The following is a 22,461-nucleotide window of genomic DNA, read 5'->3' as shown; positions in this document are numbered from 1 at the left end:
ACTGAACCGCCCGACCGGGGAGCTCAGCCGACGGCGACTCCGGCGTCGACCGCGCGTCGACGGCGCGAGCGGGGCTCCCGCAGGCCGCTCGCGCGGCCGACGATCCGCCGCAGCGCCCAGTCGATGCGCGCCAGCGCGAACACGGCGTCCCGCGACGCGGGGCTGTCCGACGGCAATTCCCGCAGGTGGTCGATCACGGGCGATGCGTCCGAACGGCGATCGGCGGACAGCGGATCCATCGGGCCGACCCCGGGCTCGGCGGCCTCCCCCAGGACGGCGCGCATCGCCTGTGCCGCCGGGACGATCTGCGCGACCACCACGTCGACGGTATCGTCCACGGCCGTCCCCCGAGACGGCTCCTCGAGCGCACGGATCCGCGCTTGCGCGAAGCGGGCGGCGCCCCGCGTGGCGATGCCGGTGAGGCGGACCTCGTCCGTCTGCAGGTGGGATCCGCCCGGCCCCCCGATCGCCAGCGCGGCGGACATCGACGCGACCGCCTGAGCGAGATCCGTCTGCGCGTCCTCCACTTTCTGCAGTGTCGCCATCAGCTCCGCACGATCGGTGACGTGCCCTTCCCGCACCGCGCGGAGCAGATACTCGAGCGTCTCGAAGTACGCGTCAGCCTTCCCGAGCAACACCGAGCGCGAATTGGTGGACAAGATCAGGTAGGCGCAGAGGACACCGATCAGCGCGCCCGACAGCGTCTCGACCAGGCGCAGCTCGAGAAGAGAACCATCGAGGACACCGAGCATCCGATAGAGCGACACGAGCATCGTCGTGATGAAGACAGACGCGTAGAGGTAGTTGAGCGGACCGAAGTACAGCATCCCGAACACCGCGACGACGGCGATGGCCACGAGCAAGGAGGTTTCGCCGGCCACCAGCGTGACGGCGCCGACCCCGATGCCGATCCCGATGATCGTGCCGGCGACACGTCGGTATGCCCGGGTGAAGATGCCGCTGCGCGTGGTCGCGCCGAGGAAGATCACGAACGCGGTCATCACCGCCCAGTACCAGCGCGACGCCGAGATCGCGTCGCCGACCCCCGCGGCGAGCGCGGCGGCGATCATCGCTTGGACGGCCATGCGGGTCGTCGGCTCCCACGACCGCCACGCCGTCCATCTCATCTTCGGTCGAGGTGGTGTGGCCGGCGCCGCCTTCGGCGTGGCCGGGCGCGGGGAGTCGGCTGCCATCGGATGCTCGACGGTTCCCGGGTGCTCGGCACCCACCGGCGTGCGGACGGGTGTCCGGTGTCGTCCGCGGGCGATGTCGATGCCCCGCAGACGTACGTGTGAGAGCGCGCAGCGCGCGAGCAGATAGGTCTCCACATCGACGATCGACGTCTGGCATTGCGCGATCAGGTCCACCGCCACATCGCGCGCGGCCTGCACACGATGCGAAGCGGCACGATCGTCGAGGATGACCTCGAGGGCGCTCTCCCCTCTCGCTCTGAGGTCGAGGGCCGCCGAATCGGGCGCGGGTCGGTCCCCCTGCCGGGCACGCTCGGCACAGGCCTCCTCCGTGTCGACCCGCGCATCGAGCACCCATTGCGCGAGGGTCTGGTCACCGACGTCGACGTGTCGGTCCGTCTGAAACCGGTGCTGCCAGGACGTGATCGCCCGCCCGACCTGGTCCAGCCTCCGGAGGGCGGAGCGCAATGCCCGGGTGTTCGCGTCGACTCCCCGACCCGGGACGGCTGTCCCCGAGACACGGAGAGCGACCGCCGAACCTGCACGAAGCTCCCGGAGAAGCACCTTCAGCTCACGGCGCGGATGCGTGATCAACAGGGCGGTGCGCACCACGGTCTGCGCCGCCGCGGCCCCCACCGCGACGAGCGCGAACGCGGGGAGTTCCTCCGCGGAGGGCCGCATGAACAGGGTGAAGAAGTAGCCCATGAAGCCCAGCGAACCGATCGCCGCGGCACGGGCGCCGAACCTCCTGGACCAGATGGCCGCGCCCGCGATGAGGATGAAGCCGACGATCACGAGAGGGCCGTGAGTCGAGAGGAATGCCGCCGTGGCGACCGCCGCGACCAACGTCGGGATCAGCAGAGCCGTCGTGAGCAGCCGCCCCCGCGCGGTCGCATCCTTCACCATGCCGCCGGCCTGCACGGACAGGAAGATCGCCATGGCCAACAAGCCCGTCTCGGCGTGGAAGGTGTGGATGACGAACTGACCGAACAGCGCGCTGAGGAGCATCCCCGCCGTCACCGCCACCGCGTTGACCAGCCTCGCGTGCGCGGGATCCTGCGCCGCGAACGCCGAGGTGAGCGCGCCGCGAGTGCTCACATGTTCTCCCTGCCGTCCCGCGGCGCCGCCTCCGGACCCGGTCGCCGTACACCTCGACGAGGCGTCATATCCACTTTCGCGTTCCGCGACCACCGGAGCGGGCACACCGGGATTGTTCACCCGAGACACCACCCGCTCTGTCACCCGGGCGCCACCCGTTCAGGGCGATCGGTACCGCGCGACCGCATGGGCCGCGCGAGGCGGACCGCGCCGGGGTCGTCAGTAGACGTACTCCATGAGATCGGTGCCCAGCACCCGGAAGGCGGAGTGGGCGCGCATGCGGTGCATGATCGACAGGTCGTCGAAGCACACGATGAGCGCGTACGAGACCCCGGCACGTGGACCGGCGAGCACGCCTGCCTCCGAGCGGATACCGGCGCCGCGGCCGGTCTTGTTGATGAACAGCAACCCGTGCTCGTCGTTCTCGTGCGAGAAGGGGTCGAGACCGGTGGCCGATGCGACCAGCGACAGGTCGTGGTTCAGGCTCAACCACTCCGCGACCTGTGCGCTCACCGAGGGGTTCACGGCCGTCGAGTTCACCAGCGCCGAGAACAGCTCCGACAACTCCGCGGCCGTCCCGAGGGCGACGTGGGGCGCGTCGTCGGGTCCGCGGGTGTCCCGGAAGCCGTCCAGCAGCGCGGTCCGCGGCATGCCCAGAGCACCGAGGCGGTTGCGGACCGCCTCCAGGCCCACACGCTCCAGCAGCACGTTCGCGGCGAGCGCATCCCCGGTCGCCGCAGCCAACACGGCCAGATCACCGAGGCTGAACACCTGCGCCGACAGGTGGTGCCACACACCGGCGACCGACACGCCGGCCGTGGTCCCACGGTCCACGATCTCGGCCGGGTCGAGGCGCCCGTCCTCGAACGCCGCGGCGACCTCGACCAGCAGCGGCACGACACCCAGCCCGCCGATCGGCAGGGTGATGAAGTCGTCGCCGACCAGCACGGGATCACCGCGGTCGAGGTCGGTGACCCGCACCGCGACCTTGGCGCCCGATTCGGCGAGTTCGTCGAGCGCGGCGAGTGTCGACGCGAACGAACGGCGGCCGGCTGCCGCGCGGCGCGGCAGCCGCTTATCGTGGGGTCTGACCCGCCTCGAGCTCCGAAGGGACTCTTCGGCGCCTCGTCTGGGCTCAGGGGGCATGCCCACGGACGGTGTCCTCTCCTCGTGGCGTGATGATCACCAGATCGTGACGCGCTTGTCGGGCTCGAGCCACAGCTCGTCCGACTCGGTCACCCCGAACGCGTCGTAGAACGCGTCGATGTTGCGCACGATCTGGTTGCACCGGAACTCGTTCGGCGAGTGCGGATCGATCGTGAGCAGACGGATGGTCTCGGCCTCACGGCCCTTCTGCTGCCACACCTGCGCCCAACTGAGCAGCAGACGTTGGATGCCGGTGTAGCCGTCGATGACCGGGGCGGCGTCGGCGATCTCGGGGCCGGCGTCGTCACTGGCGATCGACAGTGCGTACGCCTTGATCGCGATGCCGAGCCCGCCGAGGTCGCCGATGTTCTCACCGATCGTCAACGCACCGTTGACGGTGTGCTCCTCGGAGAGCCCCTTCGGGACGAGATGGTTGTACTGCTCGATCAGCGCCGTGGTGCGCTCCTCGAACGCCTCACGGTCGGCGTCGGTCCACCAGTCGCGAAGCGACCCGTCGCCGTCGAAGCGGCTTCCCTGGTCGTCGAAGCCGTGGCCGATCTCGTGCCCGATGACCGCACCGATGCCCCCGTAGTTCGCCGCCGCATCCCGATCGGCGTCGAAGAAGGGGTATTGCAGGATCGCGGCCGGGAAGACGATCTCGTTCATCAGCGGGTTGTAGTACGCGTTGACCGTCTGCGGCGTCATGTACCACTCGTCGCGATCGATCGGCCGACCGACCTTCGACAGCTGGCGGTCGTGCTCCCAGACGTGCGAGCGCCGGACGTTGCCGACGAGGTCGGACGCGTCGATCTCGAGGGTCGAGTAGTCCTTCCACGTCGAGGGGTAGCCGATCTTGGGGGTGAAGGCGGCGAGTTTGGCGAGGGCACGCTCACGCGTCTCGGGCGTCATCCACTCCAGCGACGAGATGCTCTCACGGTACGCCTCGACGAGGTTGGCGACGAGGTCGTCCATTTCGGCCTTGGCACGCGGCGGGAAGTGGCGCTCGACGTAGACCTTGCCGATCGCCTCGCCCAGGGCGGCCTCGGTGAGGCTGACCCCGCGCTTCCACCGTTCACGATTGACCGGCACCCCGGTCAGCTGCGTGCCGTAGAACGAGAAGTTCTCGGCGACGAACTCGTCGGGCAGGAACGCCGCGCCGGCGTGGACGATCTTGAACCGCAGCCACGCCTTCCAGTCGTCGAGTCGTTCCTCCACGAGAAGTCCCGCGAGCCCCTCCAGGAAGCTCGGCTGCGACACGACGATCTCGGCGAACGCATCCGGGTGGTTCGGGGCGATTCCCTCCCGCCACGGAAGGAGGTCGACCCCGGCGAGACCGACCGTATCCTCCCACGTGCGCAGGTTGTAGGTCGCGACCGCATCGCGGCTGCGCACGTTGTCCCAGTGGTGGGTGGCGATCTCGGTCTCGAGCGCGAAGACGCGTTCGGCGGCCTCCGCGGCTCCGGCGACGCCGGCGAGGTCGAGGATGCGCTCGATGTGGCCGCGGAACGCGGTACGCGTGTCGGCGAAGTTCTCGAGCCGGTAGTAGCTCTCGTCGGGCATCGACAGCCCACCCTGCAGGAAGAACGGCACGTAGCGCTGGGGGTCACCCGGATCCGGTTCGACGTACAGGTCGATGATCCCGCCGACGCCGTCCCGCTCGAGCACGCCGACGGTGCGCAGCAGGTCCGGGATGGAGGCGACCTCGTCGGCCATCGCCAGTTGCGCACCCAACGGGCTGACGCCGAGCTCGTTCACGCGGTCGACGTCCATGAAGCTGGAGTACATGTCGCCGATCTTGCGGGCCTCGGTGCCCGGCTCGGCTTGCTGCGCTTCCTCGATGATCGCGCGCACGTGCTTCTCGGCCTGTTCGGCGAGCAGGTGGAACGCACCCCACCGGGCCTTGTCGTCGGGGATCTCCGTGCGCTCCATCCACGATCCGTTGACGTGGCGGAACAGGTCGTCCTGCGGGCGGATCTCGTCGCTGAGCTCGTCGAGCGCGAGACCGGATGCGGGGGCGTCGGTCATGCGTCCAGGATAAGCACCGAGTGCGGGTCGGTGGCCAGATCCGACCGTTGTCCATAGGCGACTCTAGGCTCGGAGGGTGGCGACCGCTCGAGACACCCTGAACCGGGACATCCTGCGCCTCGCGGTCCCGGCGCTCGGTGCGCTCGTGGCCGAGCCGCTCTTCCTCATCGTCGACTCCGCGCTGGTCGGGCACCTGGGTACGACGCCGCTGGCGGGCCTGGGGATCGCCGCGGCGATCCTGCAGACGATCGTCGGGCTGATGGTGTTCCTGGCCTACTCGACCACACCCGCGGTCGCGCGGCGGTTCGGCGCCGGAGACTCGTCCCGCGCCGTCTCGGCGGGGATCGACGGAATGTGGCTCGCCCTCGGGCTCGGAGCGCTTCTGGCACTGGTCGGCTACCTCACGACGCCGTTCATGGTGGGCCTGTTCGGGGCGACCGAGGCGGTGACGGTCGAGGCGGAGACCTATCTGGGCATCTCGATGTGGGGCCTTCCCGCGATGCTCATCGTGTTCGCCGCGACGGGGTTGCTGCGAGGACTGCAAGACACCGTCACGCCGCTGTGGATCGCCGGGCTCGGGTTCGGCGGCAACGCCCTGCTGAACGCCTTCTTCATCTACGGACTCGGCTGGGGGATCGCGGGATCGGCGGTGGGCACGGTGCTGGCACAGTGGGCGATGGTCGCCGCGTACGTGGTCGTGATCGGGCGACATGCGCGCCGACACGGCGCCGCGCTGCGTCCCCAGCGGGACGGCGTCTCCAGCAGCGCACGATCGGGCGGCTGGTTGTTCCTGCGGACGGTCGCGCTGCGGGCGGCACTCCTGGCCACCGTCGGGGTCGCGACCACTCTGGGCACCGAGGAGTTGGCGGGATGGCAGGTCGCGTTCACGATCTTCTCCACCGCCGCCTTCGCCCTCGACGCGCTGGCGATCGCGGCTCAGGCCCTGATCGGCAAAGGCCTCGGGGCCGGAGACGAACGCACCGTGCGGCGGGTCCTGCAACGCACCCTCGCGTGGGGCGTCGCGTTCGGCGTGCTCGTGGGTCTGGTCATCGGCGCACTGTCCGGAGTCATCGGACTCGTCTTCACCGGCGACGCGGAGCTGGCCGCACTGGTGCAACCGGCACTGATCGTCCTCGCCGTGGCCCAGCCGGTGGCCGGCGCGGTCTTCGTGCTCGACGGGGTGCTCATGGGCGCCGGGGATGCCCGCTACCTCGCCATCGCCGGAGGGCTGAACCTCATCCCGTATCTGCCGCTGCTGGTCGTGCTGAGCATGCTGCCCCTCTCCGGCGCCACCGGACTGGCGTGGCTGGCCGCCGCCTTCTTCGGCGTCTTCCTGCTCGCGCGCCTGGCGACGCTGGGCTGGCGCGTGCGCGGTCACGACTGGATGACCACCGGCGCCTGACCTACGCCGCGGGACCGCCCGCCGGCGGGCGGGTCAGGTGTCGGCGTGGCGGCGGCACCACTCGTACATCACCACGGCCGCCGCGGCGCCGGCGTTCATCGAGCGGGTCGAACCGTACTGCGTGATCTCCACCGCACCGGATGCGGCGGCGAGCGCCTCCGCAGACAGCCCCGGGCCCTCCTGCCCGAACAACAGCACGCACGCACGCGGCAGGTCGGCACGGTCGACCGGCTGCGACCCGTCCACGTTGTCCACCGCGATGATCGGCAGACCGGCCCCGGCCGCCCACGCGGCGAACGACGCGATGTCCTCGTGGTGACGCACGTGCTGGTACCGGTCGGTGACCATCGCGCCGCGACGATTCCAGCGGCGCCGTCCGATGATGTGCACCTCGGCGGCCAGGAACGCGTTGGCGGTGCGGACGATCGATCCGATGTTGAAGTCGTGCTGCCAGTTCTCGATCGCGACGTGGAATGCGTGGCGACGCGCGTCGAGGTCGGCGATGATCGCCTCCATCGTCCAGTACCGGTACGCATCGACGACGTTGCGGCGGTCGCCGTGGGCGAGGAGCTCGCGGTCGTAGCGCGGATCATCCGGCCACGCGTCCGGGCCGCCGGGCCAGGGTCCGACGCCGTGTGCCACCTGCGGCTCGTCGGCGCGGGTCGCCCCGGTAACGTCACTCGGCTCGTCCACTCCGCAAGGGTAGCCCGGCCGACGTGCACCAATTCAGGCTGGGAGGTCTGGGGAGACCCTTCCCGGACCGGACTCGCGGCGAAGGGCCCCGCGCAGCCTGAATTGGTGCGCGAGGCCAGACGCCTGCCCCGCGCACGGCGGATCGCGTCGCACGGTTGACCGGTACCGCTTCGCTCGCCGCACTCGCCGGCCAGCACGGTGCGGTCTACGAAACAGCACCGTTCGCCCACTGAGGCCTCTTTCGCCCGCCGCGCCCTGGCCGGCGCCGCACCTGGCACACTGAGTGCCACCGCGCAGAAACGCCGTGCGACCGGGAGGACTCATGAGAAGCGACAGCAGGCTCACCGCCCGAGCTCTCGCGGGCCCTGCGGTGCTCGACGACGTGCACGGCCTTCTGGATACGCTGTTCGCGCGCTGCGATCTTCCCGACGAGGACGCGATGCTCTTCCGTCTGGCGGTCGCCGAGGTGGCCACGAACATCATCGAGCACGCTCGCGCTGATCATCCGATCACGGTCGAGGTCGAGGTCGGCATCCGTTCGGGCTCCCTCGTGGCACGACTGGGCGACGACGCCGATCCCCTTCAGATCGACCTCGAAACGCGCCCGATGCCGGACGCCGACGCCGAGGCGGGTCGCGGACTGCCGATCGCACAAGCGGCGTTGTCGCACCTCGAGCATCACGCTGGCACGCGTGGGAACACGTGGTCGCTCCAGCGGGACCTGCCCGCGCAGGCCGACTCAGGCCCGCAGGTCGGAGACCTCTGACCCGGAGACGAAGCCCTCCGCCGCGGAGACTCGCTCAGCGGCGGAGGCGCTTGGTCCGCGCCGCCTTCGCGAACGGCCACGCCACGCCCGTGGCGTGCTCACACGCGTCCCAGATGCGCGCGGCGACCTCGCGGTTCTGCGTCACGCGCGACGCAGAACCACGCCGCGGTTCCCCGCGCAGCACCCCGCGCGGCCCCCAGTACTCGCCCCCGTCGACATCCGGCGCCGCGAGCGCGTGGACCAGCGGCTGCGCACCGAACTCCTTCGATTGCGTGATGGGGGCCTGGATGTTGTCGGCGAACCGGGTCATCCTCGACGGGCTGTTCACTCCGCGGATGCCCGCGGTGCGGCCGCTGGTCGAGTAGCCCGGGTGCGCGACGACGCTGGCGACGGCGACCCCGGCGTCGCGCAGGCGACGGTCGGCCTCGAAACCGAGCGAGCTGGTGGCGATCTTCGACTGGACGTACGCCCGCCACGGAGTGTAGCCCTCGGACAGCTGGGGGTCGACGGGGTCGTACTTCCACATCGACGTGGACATGCTGCCGACCCACACCATCCGCCCCCCTGCGGCGGCGAGCGCCGGCAACAGCTCGCCGGCGAGAGCGAAGTGGCCGAGCACGTTGGTGGCGAACACGAGCTCGTTGCCGTCGCGCGTCAGGGTGCGCTGCTTGGGGGCGTGGACGATTCCGGCGTTCAGCAGCACCCCGTCCAGCGCGCCACGACTGCGCAGCGTCGCGGCGGCGGCACGCAGCGACCCCGAGTTGCTCGTGTCGAGCATGAGCGACTCGACCGCATCCCGGTCGGCGGCCTCCGGTACGCGGCGAAACAGTGCCGCACGGGCGGCCGCGAGCCGCGCCGGGTTGCGGGCCGACATGATCACGTCGGCTCCGGCGCGCACGAGGTGCTCGCACGAGAAGTACCCGAGCCCCGCGTTCGAGCCCGTGACGAGGTAGGTCCGGCCGGTGAGGTCGGGGAGATGCCACTCGGGTCCACTCACACATCGACCCTATGCCGCACATGCCTGGAGCGGAATGGGGCGCGCGGGCGCGTCGCGACGGCCGACGCGTGCGACGGGCCCGGTCGCCCGCAATAGGCTGTGCCCATGCGTACCCGTGACGAGGTCGAATGCTGGCTCACCGACATGGACGGCGTGCTCGTCCATGAGAACACCCCCGTCCCCGGAGCATCCGAGTTGCTGCAACAGTGGCGCGACCTGGGTGTGCCGTTCCTCGTGCTGACGAACAACTCGATCTTCACCCCGCGCGACCTCAGTGCGCGCCTGCGGGCGTCCGGACTCGTCGTCCCCGAGCAGTCGATCTGGACCTCGGCGCTGGCCACGGCGGACTTCCTGCGCCAGCAGAAGCCCGGCGGCAGCGCCTTCGTCATCGGCGAGGCGGGGCTGACCACCGCACTGCACGAGGCCGGGTTCATCATGACCGAGACCGCCCCCGACTATGTCGTCATCGGGGAAACGCGCAACTACTCGTTCGAGGCGATCACGAAGGCGATCCGCTTCATTCGCGGTGGCGCCCGCTTCATCGCCACCAACCCGGATGCGACCGGCCCCTCGACCGAGGGGGTCCTGCCGGCGACCGGGGCGATCTCCGCCCTCATCTCGAAGGCCACCGACAAGGCCCCCTATGTCGTCGGAAAGCCCAACCCGATGATGTTCCGTTCGGCGCTGAACCGTATCGGCGCGCACTCCGAGAACACCGGCATGATCGGTGACCGAATGGACACCGACGTGGTCGCCGGCATCGAGGCGGGTCTGCACACGGTGCTGGTTCGCACCGGAATCTCCGACGACACCGAGATCGAGCGGTACCCGTTCCGCCCGGACGAGATCCTCGACTCCGTCGCCGACCTGCTCGCCGACGGACCCGTGGAGGCGGAGATGCCCGAGGGCGAGGTCTCGCACGGGCTCTGAGCCCGATCCACGCGAGCCCCCGACCGCCCGCCTGCACGTAGGGTGGCCGGTATGGGTGCACTCGACGACGGCGAACGCGTACGGGTCGCAGATTCGGCCCAGTGGCGTGCGTGGCTCCTGGCGAACCACGCCACCTCGACGGGTGCGTGGCTGGTGCGCGCACGGCCCGGGTCCGATCTCGTGGTCGTCCCCTACGAGGACGCGATCCGACAGGCGCTGTGCTTCGGATGGATCGACGGACCGATGCGGTCCTTCGACGACCGCGAGGGCGGCCTCTGGTTCTCCCCGCGTCGACCGCGCAGCGGGTGGGCCGCGACCAACAAGGCGCGCGTGATCGACCTCGAGGCCACCGGGGAGATGACCGACGCGGGGCGGCGGGCTATCGCGGCGGCCCGGGAGAACGGGTCATGGTCGGTCTTGGACAACGCCGAGGCGCTGCGCGAGCCCGACGACCTGGCCACCGCGCTCGATGCGGCCCCCGATGCCCGTGCGGCGTGGGACGCGTTCCCTCCGTCGGCACGCAAGTTCGGGATCGCCCAGGTCGATCTGGCGCGGCGCCCCGCGACGCGCCAGACCCGCATCACGACGATCGTCGACGAAGCCCGGGAAGGCAGGCGCCCCTCATGAACGAGGTCGAACAGACGCTGCTGTTGGCCAGCTCCGCCGTGATCCTGCTGGGCACCCTCATCACATGGGTCGTGGTCTGGCTCCGACGCCGCGACGACTGAGCCGGTCAGGCGACCGGGACCAGCACCGGGTAGTCCGTGTAGCCCTCGGCGCCACGGCCGTAGAACAACTCGGGGCGCGGCGTGTTCAGTTCGGTGCGGTCCCGCCAGCGCTGGACGAGGTCCGGGTTGGCGATGACCGGGCGTCCCACGGCGACCGCGTCGGCCCACCCGCCGGCCACGAGAGCCTCGGCCTCGTCACGCTCGGTCGGGGCGGCGAACCCGGAGTTGAGGATCGCGGGCGCACCGGCGGTCCGACGGATGTGCTGCACGAGGTCGCCGACCGGCTCGGCGTGGAGGACGTCGACGAACGCGAGCCCGAGCGGTGCGAGACCCTCGGCGAGTGCGGTGTAGGTCGCGTGGACGTCGGTGGGGTCGTCTTCGAGCACACCCTGGATGCCGTGCTGGGGCGAGAGCCGGATGCCGGTGCGATCGGCACCGATCGCACCGGCGACGGCGCGGGTGGTCTCGATCGCGAACCGGGCGCGATTGTCCGGGGTGCCGCCGTAGCGGTCCTCGCGGAGGTTGGACACGGGTGAGAGGAACTCGTGGACGAGGTAGCCGTTCGCGCCGTGCACCTCGACGCCGTCCAGGCCGGCGGCGATCGCGTTGCGGGCGGCGGCGGTGAACTGCGCGGTCGCTTCAGTGACCTCGTCGGCGGTCAGCGCGTGCGGCACCGGAAGGTCGACCTTGCCCGTGGCGGTGTGGGTCTGCCCCGGTGCGGCGACGGCGCTGGGCGCGACGGTGCGTCCGGCGCCGTTGATCTCGGGGTGCGAGACCCGGCCGCCGTGCATGAGCTGCATGACGATCGTGCCGCCCTCGGCGTGCACGGCGTCGGCGATGCGTCGCCATCCCTCGACCTGGGCGGGGGTCTCGATGCCCGGCTGGCCCGGGTACGAGCGGCCCTCCGCGACGGGCCACACACCCTCGGTGATGAGGAGTCCCTGGCCTGCGCGCTGCCGGTAGTACTCGACCATGAGGTCGTTCGGCACGCCGTCGGCCTCGGCGCGGAGGCGCGTGAGCGGCGCCATCACGACACGGTTCGACAGGGACAGGGCACCGAAGCTCGCTGGGGTGTAGAGGTCCATGACGGGCGCAACGCCTCCCCGGTACCCGGGTATTCCCGGGGTGCGCGCGTGCTATTGCGGGGCGAGTCCGAGGTCGTCGAGGTCCACGGCGGCCAACCACTGCAGCCCCTCGGCCTCGACGGCGGCCTGTGCGCCGGTCTTCCGGTCGACGATCACGGCGACGGCGACCGGCTCGGCGCCCTCACGTCGGAGGGCCTCGACGGCCTTGAGTGCGGACTGCCCGGTGGTGGAGGTGTCCTCGACGACCACGACGCGCTTGCCGGAGACATCCGCGCCCTCGACCTGGCGGCCGCGTCCGTGGTCTTTCGGCTCCTTGCGCACCACGAACGCATCCAGCGGAGCATCGGTCCGTGCGGACTCGTGCATGACGGCGTTGGCGATGGGGTCGGCGCCGAGGGTCAACCCTCCGACGGCGACGATGCCGTCGATGTCGCGGATGAGGTCGAGCATGATGCGCCCGATCGCGGGGGCGGCGCGGTGGTCGAGGGTGAGCTTGCGCATGTCGACGTAGTACGACGCCTTCTTGCCGCTCGAGAGGGTGAAGTCGCCGTGGAAGACGGCCTCGGCCTTGATCAGCGCGATCAGGTTCTGTCGGTCGATCTCGAGCTCTGCGGTGGAGGCGGCGGTCATGGTGTCGAGTCTAGGAGAGTCCTCGCCCGCGCTTAGGCTGGAATCCATGCGCCTGGCCACCTGGAACGTCAATTCGATCCGCGCCCGCGTCGACCGCATCGTCGACTTCGCCGTCCGCGAGCACATCGACGTCCTCGCGATGCAGGAGATCAAGTGCAAGCAGGAGCAGTTCCCGTATGAGGCGTTCGAGGCCGCCGGATACGAGGTGCGTGCCCACGGCTTCTCCCAGTGGAACGGTGTGGCCGTCGCCAGCCGCGAGCCGATGACCGACGTCGAGACCGCCTTCCCGGGCATGCCCGGGTTCGCGAAGGGTCACGAGGGGCCGGATGCGCCGCTGGAGGCGCGCGCGATCGGTGTGACCACCGGCGGTGTCCGGGTGTGGAGCCTGTACGTTCCCAACGGACGCGGCCTGGGCGACCCGCACTACGACTACAAGCTGCGGTGGCTGGCGGCGCTCGAAGAGCACACCCGCGACGTGTTGGCCGCCGACCCGGACCTGCCGCTCGCGCTGGTGGGCGACTACAACATCGCCCCGACCGACGCCGACAACGGCGATCCGACGATCGTGCCCGGTTTCTCCACCCATGTCTCCCCGCCCGAGCGTCAGGCGTTCCAGTCGCTCACCTCGGCGGGCGTCGTCGACGTCGTGCGCCCGCTGATCCCGACCGGCTACACCTACTGGGATTACAAGCGGCTGCGCTTCCCCCGCAACGAGGGCCTGCGCATCGACTTCATCCTCGGCTCGGAGACCCTCGCCGACGCGGTGACCGACGCATCCATCCACCGTGACGAACGCAAGGGCGAGGGCCCGAGCGACCATGTGCCGGTCGTGGTCGATCTGGACCTGGACGGTGCGGACGACGACGATCGCCCGATGATCTTCTGACCTCACCTCGCCCGACGGGGTTGTGACCCGGTCCGGGACTCGGGATGCTGGTCGCATGACCTCGCTCGCGCGCATCCGCGTCTCGGTCACGGCGACCCTGTTCGTCGGCCTCGCCGGTGTGCTGGCCGTCTTCGTCATCGGTGTCCGCACGAGGAATCCGAAGGTCCTCCGGGTCGTGAGGGTGGTGCAACGCGATGTGCTCAATCCCGGCGCGTTGCGCGCGGCGGGCACGCCCGAGTCGCCCTGGAGCGTGATCCGGCACCGTGGCCGCACATCGGGCACGGAGTACGAGACTCCGATCGCGACGCACCGCGAAGGCGACGAGTTCTTCGTGACCCTGCCGTACGGGCGGGGCACCCAATGGCTGAAGAACGTGCGGGCCGCGGAGGGGGCGACGTTGCTGGTCGGCGGTGACGAAATCGCGGTCGTCGACCCGCGGATCGTGCCGATCGAGACGACGCCGCTGGCGGAGAAGGATCGCTCGGCGATCGCGGTCTTCGGCGTCACCGAGGCACTCGTCCTCCGTGCTGCGCCGGCCTGACGCCGCAACGGCGCGGTGTCAGGCCGGCGCGCCGGGCGTGCCGGCGGGGTCGCTCAGGCGCGTCGCCACAGCGAGGGCGCGGTGATCCAGCCCTCGTCGCCGTTGCCGGTGTGCGCCTGCACGGCGACGTAGGTCGCTCCCTGCCAGGTCACGACATCGCCGGCCGCGTACGTCCCACGGGGGTTCCACGCAGCCGCATCAGAACCGGGGTCGGGAGTCGGCTCGGGGTCGGGCGTCGGATCGGGATCGGGCGTCGGATCGGGCGTCGGCTCGGGGGAGGGCGCGCTCCCGACGGGCGTCCAGAGCGAGGGCGCCGCGATCCAGTTCGGGTCGCCGACTCCACGGTGACTCTGCACCGCTTCGTACACGACGCCCTCGTGGAGCACACGGTCACCGCGCACGTATGCCGCGCCCGGGTCCCACGCGGCGACATCCGTCGGGACGGGGTCCACAGGGTCGACAGCCGTGGCGGAGGTCGTCGCCACGATCTCGACCGGGTCGCTGAGCTTCCCGGCCGCGTCGACGGCCCGCACCGTCCAGGTGTAGGTCGTCTCGGGCTGCAGGCCGGTGTCGTCGAACACCGTCACGGTCGTCTGCGCCGAGGTGACGGTGCCGTCGGGCGCCGTGCGCGAGACACGGTACGAGACGGCGTCGTCCGATGCCGTCCACATGAGCTGGGCGGTCGTGTCGGTGCGGGCCATCACGTGCAGGTGGCTCACCGCGTCGACGGGGCCGGGGTCCACGGGGTCTGGATCCACCGGATCCGGGTCGACGGGATCGGGATCCACCGGGCTGCCGTCACCGGTGATGTCCAGGTCGATCGTGTTGTAGAACGCGTTCGAGGTGTCGGCGACATCCCACACGGCGTAGATGACGTGGTAGCCCGAGTAGTCATCCGGGATCGTCACCGTGTGACTCGGGTTCGTCGACGCGGCCGAACCGTCATGGGGCACGACCGCGAGCAGTTCGAAGTCGCTGCGCTCGAGCGGGTCGTTCGGATCCCAGTCGCGCGTGGTGAGGTAGTAGCGGAACTCCGAGGTGCGGTGGGGGGCGGTGAAAGACCAGTCGAGGGCGAGCTCACCGGTCGAGACCGGGTTCTTCCACCACCGGTCCTCGGACTGCTCATCGAGGTTCCCCCCGAACAGCCCCCCGGCCGAAGCGAGCATGCCGTCCGCAGGACCGGCATCCGGAAAACCCTTCGGGGCCTCCAGAGACTGCGGCTCGTAGGCGACCGCGCCCCGACCCTCGTTCTGAGGTGCGGCGGCTCGGGCGACCACGTCGCCGGAGATGTACCCGTGGGCGTTCGCCGCGGCGGGCGTGAACGCGAGCAGGGTGACGGTCAGGCCGGTGACGGCTGTGCCGGCCAGGACGGGGCGGAGGTGTCGCATGGGGCATCCTTCAGGTTCAGGCGAGGGGGGATGGGTGCCTCTCTCGTATAGCGCACGCCGATGTCGCGGCCGGGTCGCCCGCGGGTCGGGCGATGTCATCCGCTGCGCGAATTCCGCGCTGATCCGGCAATGTGGGTGGCGTGAGAAAACTCTCATGCACGCGGGAGGACCACGCAGCGGTGAGAGGCGGTCATCGCGAGGCCGCCGCGTCGGTCACGCAGCCCGCGGGGGCGGCGTTGCCACTGTCGATGAAGTCCTCGCACGTGAGGAACGCCGTGTGATTCAGCCCCAGGACGAACGACGCCGCCGCCACCCCGACCACGACCAGCGCGATCAACCATTTGGTGCTCACCCGCGTCTCCTCGCCGAACTCCGGCCACACGATACGCACGAGCAGCCAGAGGGTGAACGGCAAGCCGATCAGCACCGCGAGGATCGCCCCGGCGTCGATGAGGAAGACGAAGAGGTCCTCCTCCTCGTCGCCCACGAAGAACATCAGCGCCAGCCAGACACTCGGCAGCAGCAGCAGGAACGCGCGGAGCAACCGCACCCCCACCGGACGCCGCTCGACCAGGACGAAGACGAAAGCCGCCGTAGCCGCCGCCCAGACCGCCATCAGCTGGTCGAAGAAGAGGTCCCCGTAGGCCCCGAGGGTGAACGCCGGCCACCACACCACCACGGCCATGCCGACCATCGCGACGCCGACCCTGCCGTCCTGCGGGTGCGCGGCCCCCTCCCGCCGACGGGCCCGACGCCGATCCATGCGCTCGCTCATCCGGTTCCCTCCCCTCGCACAGTCAACCAGCAGATCGCGCCGGATCTCCCCCGTCGGAGGGATGTCGGAACGTCGTCTCGGTCGTACGGTGGAGGGATGTCCGCCACCGACAGCGCGCGCCCGGTGCGCGAGGCCACCCGGGCGGAGCACCGGGCAGACCTATGGCTCGCCGCCGGCTTGTTCGTCGCCGCGGTGCTCAGTGTCGCCTTGAACTCCGTTGCCGGGATCTTCGGCGCCGACGCCCCCGGTGTCGAGTGGGGGCTCGTGTATGCGTTCGCGCTCACAGCGCCGCTCGCTGTGCGGAGAAGGTATCCATCCCTCGTCGCGATCACCGTCGCGGTGACCTTCTTCCTGGGCATGACCGCACGCGTTCCCGAGGTCTACGTCGGCAACATCGCCATCTTCGTCAGCTTCTACACCGTCGGTGCATGGCTCACCGATCGCCGACAGGCCACCCTCGTGCGCGTGGGCATCATCGTCGGGATGTTCGTCTGGCTCACCGTCAACACCTTCCGCGCAGCCCTCGATCCGGCCGACGACGCCCTGTCCCAGGCGGGCTTGTTCTCCCCCTTCGCGGCCTACATGCTCATCCAGTTCCTCGTCAACGCCGCTTTCTTCGGCGGCGCGTACTACATGGGCGACCGTGCGTTCGCCGCCGCCGAGCAGCGCGCCGCCCTGGAGGAGCGCACGCGCGAGCTCGAACAGGAGCGCGAGGTCACCGCGGCGCAGGCTGTCGCCCTCGACCGCGTGCGCATCGCCCGTGAACTGCACGACGTCGTCGCCCATCACGTATCGGCGATGGGTGTGCAAGCCGGCGCCGCCCGCGCGGTGCTCGACCACGACCCGGTCGCCGCGCGCGCCGCTCTCGAAGGCGTCGAGGAATCCGCCCGCGGCGCCTTGAACGAGCTGCGCCACTTGCTCGAGACCCTGCGAACCGGTGACGCCGAACCTGTCGACGGGTCGACCGTCACCCTCGCCGCACTCGACCACCTCGTCGCGCACTCACAAGACCACGGCCTGCCGACGTCGCTCACGACCGTCGGTGAACCGCGGCCTCTGTCGACGTTGATCGAAGTGAACCTGTACCGCATCGCGCAGGAGGCCCTCACCAATGTGCGACGGCACGCCGGACCCGGAGCGACCGCGGACGTCCGGGTGCGGTACGGCCCGGAGACCGTGGAACTCGAAGTCGCCAACACCGGGCGCACCACACTCCCTCCGCGCCCGGGTCTCGGGATCGTCGGGATGCGTGAACGGGCGGCCGCCATCGGCGGCGACCTCACCGTGGCCCCTCGCGGCCGCGGGGGCTTCCTCGTGCGCGCCGAAGTCCCCACCTCCGCGGCGGTACCCGCATGATCCGGGTCCTGCTCGTCGATGACCACGCGGTCATGCGCGCCGGATTCCGTATGATCCTCGAAGCGAGCGGCGAGGTCGAGGTCGTCGGTGAGGCCGGCACCGGGACCGACGCCCTCGCCGCCGCCGCCGACCTCCGCCCCGACGTGATCTGCATGGACGTGCAGATGCCCGACATGGACGGCATCGAAGCGACACGGCGCATCGTCGCCGACGTCGACACCGCCGTCGTGATCGTGACCACCTTCGACCGAGACGACTACCTCTTCCAAGCACTGTCGGCCGGGGCGAGCGGGTTCGTCCTGAAGAACGCCGGGCCGGAGGAACTCCTCCACGCCGTCCGTGTCGTCGCCGGCGGCGACGCACTGCTGGCCCCCGAGGTGACCCGGCGCGTGATCGCCCGCTTCGCACGGACCGACTCCTCCACCGAACCCGGCCCGTCAGCACCACGGGGCGCCGGATCCACCACCCCCACCCGCGAGAGATCCCGCACCGCCGCAGACGCGCCGGCCACGCCGATGGCCGACCTCACCGAACGCGAAGCGGAAGTGCTGCGCCTGGTCGCACACGCCCTGAGCAACGCCGAAATCGCACAGCGCCTCTACATCGGCGAAGCCACGGTGAAGACCCACGTGTCGAATGTGCTGCAGAAGCTCGGCGCACGCGACCGCGTCGCGGCCGTCGTCTACGCCCACCGACACGGGCTGGTGTGAGGAGTCCTCCTCGCGGAGGAGGACGAGAACCCGCCGCCGGAGGGATGTCTGCGCTCCGGGACCTGCGTAGCGTCGGAGACGGCGGGGAGACCCCCGTCGGAAGGAGAAGGGCATGCTGCGACTGCAGGGCCTCACCAAGAGCTACGGCGACCGCCGCGTCCTCGACGATGTCACCTTCGACGTCGCGCCCGGGCGCCTCACGGGATTCGTCGGTGGAAACGGCGCCGGAAAGACCACGACGATGCGGATCATCCTCGGGGTGCTCTCCGGCGACGCCGGTACCGTCACCCTCGACGGCGACACCGTCACCCCGGCCGACCGTCGCCGCTTCGGATACATGCCCGAAGAGCGCGGCCTGTACCCGAAGATGAAGGTGCTCGAGCACATCGTCTACCTCGCTCGCCTGCACGGATTCGGCAAGGCCGACGCAGAGAAGCGCGCTCGGGCCCTGCTTGAAGACCTCGGACTCGGCGAGCGCCTCGGCGACAACATCGAGACCCTCTCGCTCGGCAACCAGCAGCGCGCACAGATCGCCGCCGCCCTCGTGCACGACCCCGAGGTGCTCATCCTCGATGAGCCGTTCTCGGGCCTCGACCCGCTCGCGGTCGAAGTGGTCGCCTCGGTGCTGCAGGATCGCGCGAAGGCGGGGGCCTCGGTGCTGTTCAGCTCGCACCAGCTCGACGTCGTCGAGCGACTGTGCGACGACCTCGTCATCATCGCCGGCGGCACCATCCGCGCCACGGGCGGCCGCGACGAACTCCGCGCCGCGCACGCCCGACGCCGCTACGAACTCATCTCCACCGGTGACGCCGGCTGGCTCCGCAGCGAAGCGGGCGTCGAGGTCATCGACTTCGACGGCGGCTACGCCGTGTTCGACGCCGACAGCGACCAGACGGCCCAGCGTGTCCTCCGCCGCGCCGTCGCCCAGGGCGACGTCGCCGGCTTCGCGCCCCAGCATCCGTCTCTGTCGCAGATCTTCAAGGAGGTCATCCGGTGAACGCCCTTCCGACCGCACAACCCAGCACCGCACAGAGTGTCTGGCTGGTCGCCGAGCGCGAGATCGGCTCCAAGCTGCGCAGCAAGGCCTTCATCATCTCGTTCGCGATCCTCTTCGTCGGCGCCCTCGCCCTCGTGCTCTGGGGAGGTTTCACCGCGCAGGACTCGTCCGGGACACCGGTGGCCGTCACCTCCGACGCGCGCCAGTACGTGCAGGACGTCCCCGGCCTGGAGGTGACCGAAGCCCCATCCGACACCGACGCGCGCGACCTCGTCGCCGCGGGCGAAGTAGACGCCGCCATCGTCGCCGACGCCGCCTCCCCCACCGGTTTCACCGTCGTCGCCGAGACGAGCGCCCCCACGAACCTGTTGCTCTCGCTCTCCCAGCTGCCGTCGGTGGAGATCCTCGACCCCGAGACGGGCCCGGGCGCGCTCGGCTACCTCGCCGCGCTCGGGTTCGGCATCGTCTTCCTCATGGCTGCGTCGCTGTTCGGCGGCACGATCGCCCAATCGGTCGTCGAAGAGAAACAGACCCGCGTCGTCGAGCTGCTCATCTCGGCCATCCCGGTGCGGTCTCTGCTGGCGGGCAAGGTCATCGGCAACACGATCCTCGCCATGGGCGAGATCCTCATCCTCGTCGCGATCGCGGTCATCGGTCTGACCGTCACGGGACAGTCCGCCGTGCTGCAAGGCCTCGGCGCTCCGATCGCGTGGTTCGCGGTGTTCTTCCTGTTCGGTTTCGTGTTGCTGGCGACCCTGTTCGCCGCCGCCGCGTCGATGGTCTCGCGTCAGGAGGACATCGGGTCGACCACGACCCCGTTGACGATGCTCGTCATGGCGCCCTACTTCCTGGTGATCTTCTTCTGGGAGAACCCGGTCGTCCTGGCGGTCATGTCGTACGTGCCGTTCTCGGCACCGGTCGGCATGCCGGTGCGCATGTTCCTGGGCGAGGCCCAGTGGTGGGAGCCGCTGCTGTCGTTGGTGATCCTCATCGCCACCTGCGTCGCGGCGATCGTCGTGGCCGCGAAGATCTACGAGAACTCGCTCCTACGCATGGGCGCCCGCGTGAAGCTCTCCGAGGCCCTCTCCCGCTGATCCCGGGCGCCGCACCCCGGGCCGGTGTCAGCCGCCCGGGTGCGCACCGGCCGAGGCGGGGCCCTCGGCTCACGTGCACGTACTCAGGCTGGCGGGCGCCGGGACGGGGTGAATCCCGGTCCCGGCGCCGTTTGCCTCCTCGGGGCCTGAATTGGTGCACGTGGTGTGCACCGACGGCCCGGCATAGTTCGGCGGGTCCGGCCGAGGCGGGGGATGGGGTCGGGTCAGGTGCGCAGGGCGGCGCGGCCGGTATGCCCGACCAGGGCGTCGGCGGCACGCACGAGGGCCAGGTGCGACAGCGCTTGGGGCGTGTTGCCGGCGTGCCGGTCTGCGCCGACGTCGTACTCCTCCGACAGCAGCCCCACGTCGTTGGCGACCGCGCACGCACGGTCCATGAGGGCGTTCGCGTCGTCGAGCCGTCCACTGCTGGCGTACTGCTCGACGAGCCAGAAGGTGCAGGCGAGGAACGGGTGCTCATCGCCGGGAAGCCCGTCCACGCCGCTTCCGGTGCGATACCGCATGAGGAACCCGTCGCGCATGAGCGTGCGCTCCATCTCGGCGACCGTGCCGAGCATCCGCGGGTCATCGTGCGCGCAGAAGCCCACCTGCGACAGCAGGAGGAGCGAGGCATCGACCTCGGTCGAGCCGTAGTGCTGCACGAAGTGACCCCGCGCGGCGTCATAGCCGTTCGCGTCGATCTCTTCGCGGACCTGATCACGAAGACGTCTCCACTCGCTCGCATCCCCCGGGAGTCCGGCGTCCTCGACCGCCCGCACACCGCGGTCCAACGCCGCCCACACCATGGCACGGGAGTGGGTGAACATCGTCTCCTCGCCCCGGATCTCCCAGATGCCGCAGTCCGGTCGATCGAACCACTCCACGACCTGGTCCAGCAGCGCCTTCTGCAACGCCCAGGAGAAGTCGGACTCGTCGACCCCGGCGTTGCGGGCCGCCTCGAGGGCGACCATCACCTCGCCGATCACGTCACCTTGGAACTGCGTGTAGGCACCGTTTCCCAGGCGCACCGGCGACGAGTCCTCGTAGCCGGGCAGGCTGTCGAGCTCGCTCTCGGGGAGTTCGCGCTCACCCGCGATGCCGTACATGATCTGCACGTCCGCCGGGTCGCCGGCGACCGCGCGGAGCAACCACCGGCGCCACCGGAACGCGATGCGGGTGAATCCGTGCTCGAGGAGGGCCTCGAGGGTGAGGGATGCGTCGCGCAACCACACGTATCGGTAGTCCCAGTTGCGGGATCCGCCGAAGTCCTCCGGCAGCGACGTCGTGGCGGCGGCGACGATTCCGCCGGTGTCGCGATGCGTCAACGCACGCAGCACCAGAAGCGAACGCACGACTTCTTCGTGGTGCGGCCCGTGGTGCTCGATCGTCTCGGCGAAGTCGTTCCAGAACGTCTCGGTCGACGCGCGCTCTGCGGCGACGTCGATCGGCGGCGGCGTGGGCAGGTGGGAGGCGAACCACGTCAGAGTCACATCGATCTCATCGCCCGCCTCGACCGTCACGGTCCCGCGGTGCCGATGATCGACGGCGCGCAGCCGCGCACCGCGCACGACGAGCGCGCCGGGTCCTGCGATGGCCAGGAGTGCGGGGCTGTCGTCTTCTCCGATCTGTCTCACCCAGGGGAGGGCGCGGGCGTAATCGAAACGCACGACGAGCTCATGGTCGAAGACGACCTCGCCCGAGACACCCACGACGCGGCGCACGATATCGGTGCGATCGCCGTCGATCGGCATGAACTCGTGCACCTCGGCGACACCGTCCACGCTCTCCCACCGGGTCACCAGCGTGAAGGTGTCGCCGTCGTACCGACGCGTCGGCGTCGCGTGCGGGTCGGCCGGGCGCAGCATCCACCGGCCGTGGTCCTCGTCGCCCAGCAGGGCCCCGAACACGGATGCCGCGTCGTAACGCGGCGGACAGAACCAGTCGATGCTGCCCTCCCGCGAGACGAGCGCCGCGGTGCGGCAGTCGCTGAGCAGGGCGTAGTCCTCGATGGGTGCGGGCATGCGGGG

20 protein-coding genes are annotated in these 22,461 nt (G+C 70.3%); 10 read left to right on the top strand and 10 right to left on the bottom strand.

The genetic code is table 11. The features are described from left to right. Nucleotides 1-23: 23 nt before the first annotated feature. From ABD204_RS05080 to ABD204_RS05070, 3 genes are all read right to left on the bottom strand, one after another. Complete coding sequence (locus ABD204_RS05080; RefSeq protein WP_194423579.1) at nt 24-2,288, bottom strand: FUSC family protein; 2,265 nt, start codon at nt 2,286-2,288, stop codon at nt 24-26. A 219-nt stretch (nt 2,289-2,507) separates the two neighbouring features. Further along, nucleotides 2,508-3,434, bottom strand: a complete 927-nt coding sequence (locus tag ABD204_RS05075; RefSeq protein WP_194424238.1) for a serine hydrolase — start codon at nt 3,432-3,434, stop codon at nt 2,508-2,510. Between the two features lie 36 nt (nt 3,435-3,470). Then, nucleotides 3,471-5,459 carry a M13 family metallopeptidase gene (locus ABD204_RS05070; protein ID WP_194423578.1) on the bottom strand — a complete coding sequence of 663 codons (1,989 nt, stop codon included), beginning with the start codon at nt 5,457-5,459 and terminating at the stop codon, nt 3,471-3,473. 76 nt (nt 5,460-5,535) lie between these two features. On the opposite strand from ABD204_RS05070, the gene ABD204_RS05065 reads away from it, so the two are divergent. Beyond that, nucleotides 5,536-6,861 carry an MATE family efflux transporter gene (locus ABD204_RS05065; protein ID WP_194423577.1) on the top strand — a complete coding sequence of 442 codons (1,326 nt, stop codon included), beginning with the start codon at nt 5,536-5,538 and terminating at the stop codon, nt 6,859-6,861. A 33-nt stretch (nt 6,862-6,894) separates the two neighbouring features. Here the strand turns inward: ABD204_RS05065 and ABD204_RS05060 are convergent, their stop codons facing one another. Next, complete coding sequence (locus tag ABD204_RS05060) at nt 6,895-7,554, bottom strand: TrmH family RNA methyltransferase (RefSeq protein ID WP_194423576.1); 660 nt, start codon at nt 7,552-7,554, stop codon at nt 6,895-6,897. Between the two features lie 322 nt (nt 7,555-7,876). On the opposite strand from ABD204_RS05060, the gene ABD204_RS05055 reads away from it, so the two are divergent. Beyond that, the gene (locus tag ABD204_RS05055; RefSeq protein WP_194423575.1) at nt 7,877-8,320 is read left to right on the top strand and encodes an ATP-binding protein; all 444 of its coding nucleotides are present in this window, start codon (nt 7,877-7,879) and stop codon (nt 8,318-8,320) included. Between the two features lie 34 nt (nt 8,321-8,354). Here the strand turns inward: ABD204_RS05055 and ABD204_RS05050 are convergent, their stop codons facing one another. Continuing rightward, complete coding sequence (locus tag ABD204_RS05050) at nt 8,355-9,317, bottom strand: SDR family NAD(P)-dependent oxidoreductase (RefSeq protein WP_194423574.1); 963 nt, start codon at nt 9,315-9,317, stop codon at nt 8,355-8,357. Nucleotides 9,318-9,422: 105 nt separating this feature from the next. Here ABD204_RS05050 and ABD204_RS05045 point away from each other — a divergent pair, with 105 nt between their 5' ends. Further along, complete coding sequence (locus tag ABD204_RS05045; protein WP_194423573.1) at nt 9,423-10,247, top strand: HAD-IIA family hydrolase; 825 nt, start codon at nt 9,423-9,425, stop codon at nt 10,245-10,247. 51 nt (nt 10,248-10,298) lie between these two features. Next, entirely contained in the window at nt 10,299-10,874 is a 576-nt protein-coding gene (locus ABD204_RS05040; RefSeq protein ID WP_194423572.1) for a YdeI/OmpD-associated family protein, read from the top strand. A gap of 106 nt (nt 10,875-10,980) precedes the next feature. On the opposite strand, the gene ABD204_RS05035 is transcribed toward ABD204_RS05040, so the two are convergent. Then, complete coding sequence (locus tag ABD204_RS05035) at nt 10,981-12,060, bottom strand: alkene reductase (protein WP_194423571.1); 1,080 nt, start codon at nt 12,058-12,060, stop codon at nt 10,981-10,983. A gap of 51 nt (nt 12,061-12,111) precedes the next feature. Next, a complete protein-coding gene (pyrE, locus tag ABD204_RS05030) occupies nt 12,112-12,690 on the bottom strand; it encodes an orotate phosphoribosyltransferase (RefSeq protein WP_194423570.1) in 579 nt (192 codons plus the stop codon). A gap of 46 nt (nt 12,691-12,736) precedes the next feature. On the opposite strand from pyrE, the gene ABD204_RS05025 reads away from it, so the two are divergent. Continuing rightward, entirely contained in the window at nt 12,737-13,576 is an 840-nt protein-coding gene (locus ABD204_RS05025; protein ID WP_194423569.1) for an exodeoxyribonuclease III, read from the top strand. 55 nt (nt 13,577-13,631) lie between these two features. Then, nucleotides 13,632-14,117, top strand: a complete 486-nt coding sequence (locus tag ABD204_RS05020; RefSeq protein WP_194423568.1) for a nitroreductase/quinone reductase family protein — start codon at nt 13,632-13,634, stop codon at nt 14,115-14,117. A gap of 53 nt (nt 14,118-14,170) precedes the next feature. On the opposite strand, the gene ABD204_RS05015 is transcribed toward ABD204_RS05020, so the two are convergent. Next, on the bottom strand, nt 14,171-15,505 hold the full coding sequence (locus tag ABD204_RS05015) for a lytic polysaccharide monooxygenase (protein ID WP_194423567.1): 1,335 nt from the start codon (nt 15,503-15,505) through the stop codon (nt 14,171-14,173). A 190-nt stretch (nt 15,506-15,695) separates the two neighbouring features. Further along, nucleotides 15,696-16,280 (bottom strand): hypothetical protein, encoded by a 585-nt coding sequence (locus tag ABD204_RS05010; RefSeq protein WP_241747778.1) that lies wholly within the window; start codon nt 16,278-16,280, stop codon nt 15,696-15,698. A gap of 96 nt (nt 16,281-16,376) precedes the next feature. On the opposite strand from ABD204_RS05010, the gene ABD204_RS05005 reads away from it, so the two are divergent. From ABD204_RS05005 to ABD204_RS04990, 4 genes are all read left to right on the top strand, one after another. Then, nucleotides 16,377-17,636, top strand: coding sequence for a sensor histidine kinase (locus ABD204_RS05005; RefSeq protein WP_194423566.1), 1,260 nt, complete (start codon nt 16,377-16,379; stop codon nt 17,634-17,636). Beyond that, nucleotides 17,633-18,346 carry a response regulator gene (locus tag ABD204_RS05000; protein ID WP_194423565.1) on the top strand — a complete coding sequence of 238 codons (714 nt, stop codon included), beginning with the start codon at nt 17,633-17,635 and terminating at the stop codon, nt 18,344-18,346. The genes ABD204_RS05005 and ABD204_RS05000 overlap by 4 nt, the downstream gene beginning before the upstream one ends. Before the next feature lie 112 nt (nt 18,347-18,458). Beyond that, nucleotides 18,459-19,343, top strand: a complete 885-nt coding sequence (locus ABD204_RS04995) for an ABC transporter ATP-binding protein (RefSeq protein ID WP_194423564.1) — start codon at nt 18,459-18,461, stop codon at nt 19,341-19,343. Then, nucleotides 19,340-20,437: an ABC transporter permease gene (locus ABD204_RS04990; protein WP_194423563.1), complete on the top strand. Its 1,098-nt coding sequence runs from the start codon at nt 19,340-19,342 to the stop codon at nt 20,435-20,437. Before ABD204_RS04995 ends, ABD204_RS04990 begins: the two co-directional genes overlap by 4 nt. Before the next feature lie 224 nt (nt 20,438-20,661). Here ABD204_RS04990 and ABD204_RS04985 read toward each other — a convergent pair whose 3' ends face one another. Beyond that, nucleotides 20,662-22,455 (bottom strand): glycoside hydrolase family 15 protein, encoded by a 1,794-nt coding sequence (locus tag ABD204_RS04985; protein ID WP_194423562.1) that lies wholly within the window; start codon nt 22,453-22,455, stop codon nt 20,662-20,664. Between the last annotated feature and the right edge of the window lie 6 nt (nt 22,456-22,461).

Source organism: Microbacterium aquimaris, from assembly GCF_039531285.1.
In the GTDB taxonomy this organism is placed as follows: domain Bacteria; phylum Actinomycetota; class Actinomycetes; order Actinomycetales; family Microbacteriaceae; genus Microbacterium; species Microbacterium aquimaris.
This window is presented reverse-complemented; position numbering and strand designations above follow the sequence as displayed.

Bases quoted from the DNA above. Each gene is read 5' to 3' on its own strand.
- ABD204_RS05015 (WP_194423567.1), bottom strand. From the start codon at position 15,505: ATGCGACACCTCCGCCCCGTCCTGGCCGGCACAGCCGTCACCGGCCTG.
- ABD204_RS05070 (WP_194423578.1), bottom strand. From the start codon at position 5,459: ATGACCGACGCCCCCGCATCCGGTCTCGCGCTCGACGAGCTCAGCGAC.
- ABD204_RS05035 (WP_194423571.1), bottom strand. From the start codon at position 12,060: ATGGACCTCTACACCCCAGCGAGCTTCGGTGCCCTGTCCCTGTCGAAC.
- ABD204_RS05075 (WP_194424238.1), bottom strand. From the start codon at position 3,434: ATGCCCCCTGAGCCCAGACGAGGCGCCGAAGAGTCCCTTCGGAGCTCG.
- ABD204_RS04995 (WP_194423564.1), top strand. From the start codon at position 18,459: ATGCTGCGACTGCAGGGCCTCACCAAGAGCTACGGCGACCGCCGCGTC.
- ABD204_RS05055 (WP_194423575.1), top strand. From the start codon at position 7,877: ATGAGAAGCGACAGCAGGCTCACCGCCCGAGCTCTCGCGGGCCCTGCG.
- pyrE (WP_194423570.1), bottom strand. From the start codon at position 12,690: ATGACCGCCGCCTCCACCGCAGAGCTCGAGATCGACCGACAGAACCTG.
- ABD204_RS05045 (WP_194423573.1), top strand. From the start codon at position 9,423: ATGCGTACCCGTGACGAGGTCGAATGCTGGCTCACCGACATGGACGGC.
- ABD204_RS05040 (WP_194423572.1), top strand. From the start codon at position 10,299: ATGGGTGCACTCGACGACGGCGAACGCGTACGGGTCGCAGATTCGGCC.
- ABD204_RS05020 (WP_194423568.1), top strand. From the start codon at position 13,632: ATGACCTCGCTCGCGCGCATCCGCGTCTCGGTCACGGCGACCCTGTTC.
- ABD204_RS05005 (WP_194423566.1), top strand. From the start codon at position 16,377: ATGTCCGCCACCGACAGCGCGCGCCCGGTGCGCGAGGCCACCCGGGCG.
- ABD204_RS05025 (WP_194423569.1), top strand. From the start codon at position 12,737: ATGCGCCTGGCCACCTGGAACGTCAATTCGATCCGCGCCCGCGTCGAC.
- ABD204_RS05010 (WP_241747778.1), bottom strand. From the start codon at position 16,280: ATGAGCGAGCGCATGGATCGGCGTCGGGCCCGTCGGCGGGAGGGGGCC.
- ABD204_RS04985 (WP_194423562.1), bottom strand. From the start codon at position 22,455: ATGCCCGCACCCATCGAGGACTACGCCCTGCTCAGCGACTGCCGCACC.
- ABD204_RS05000 (WP_194423565.1), top strand. From the start codon at position 17,633: ATGATCCGGGTCCTGCTCGTCGATGACCACGCGGTCATGCGCGCCGGA.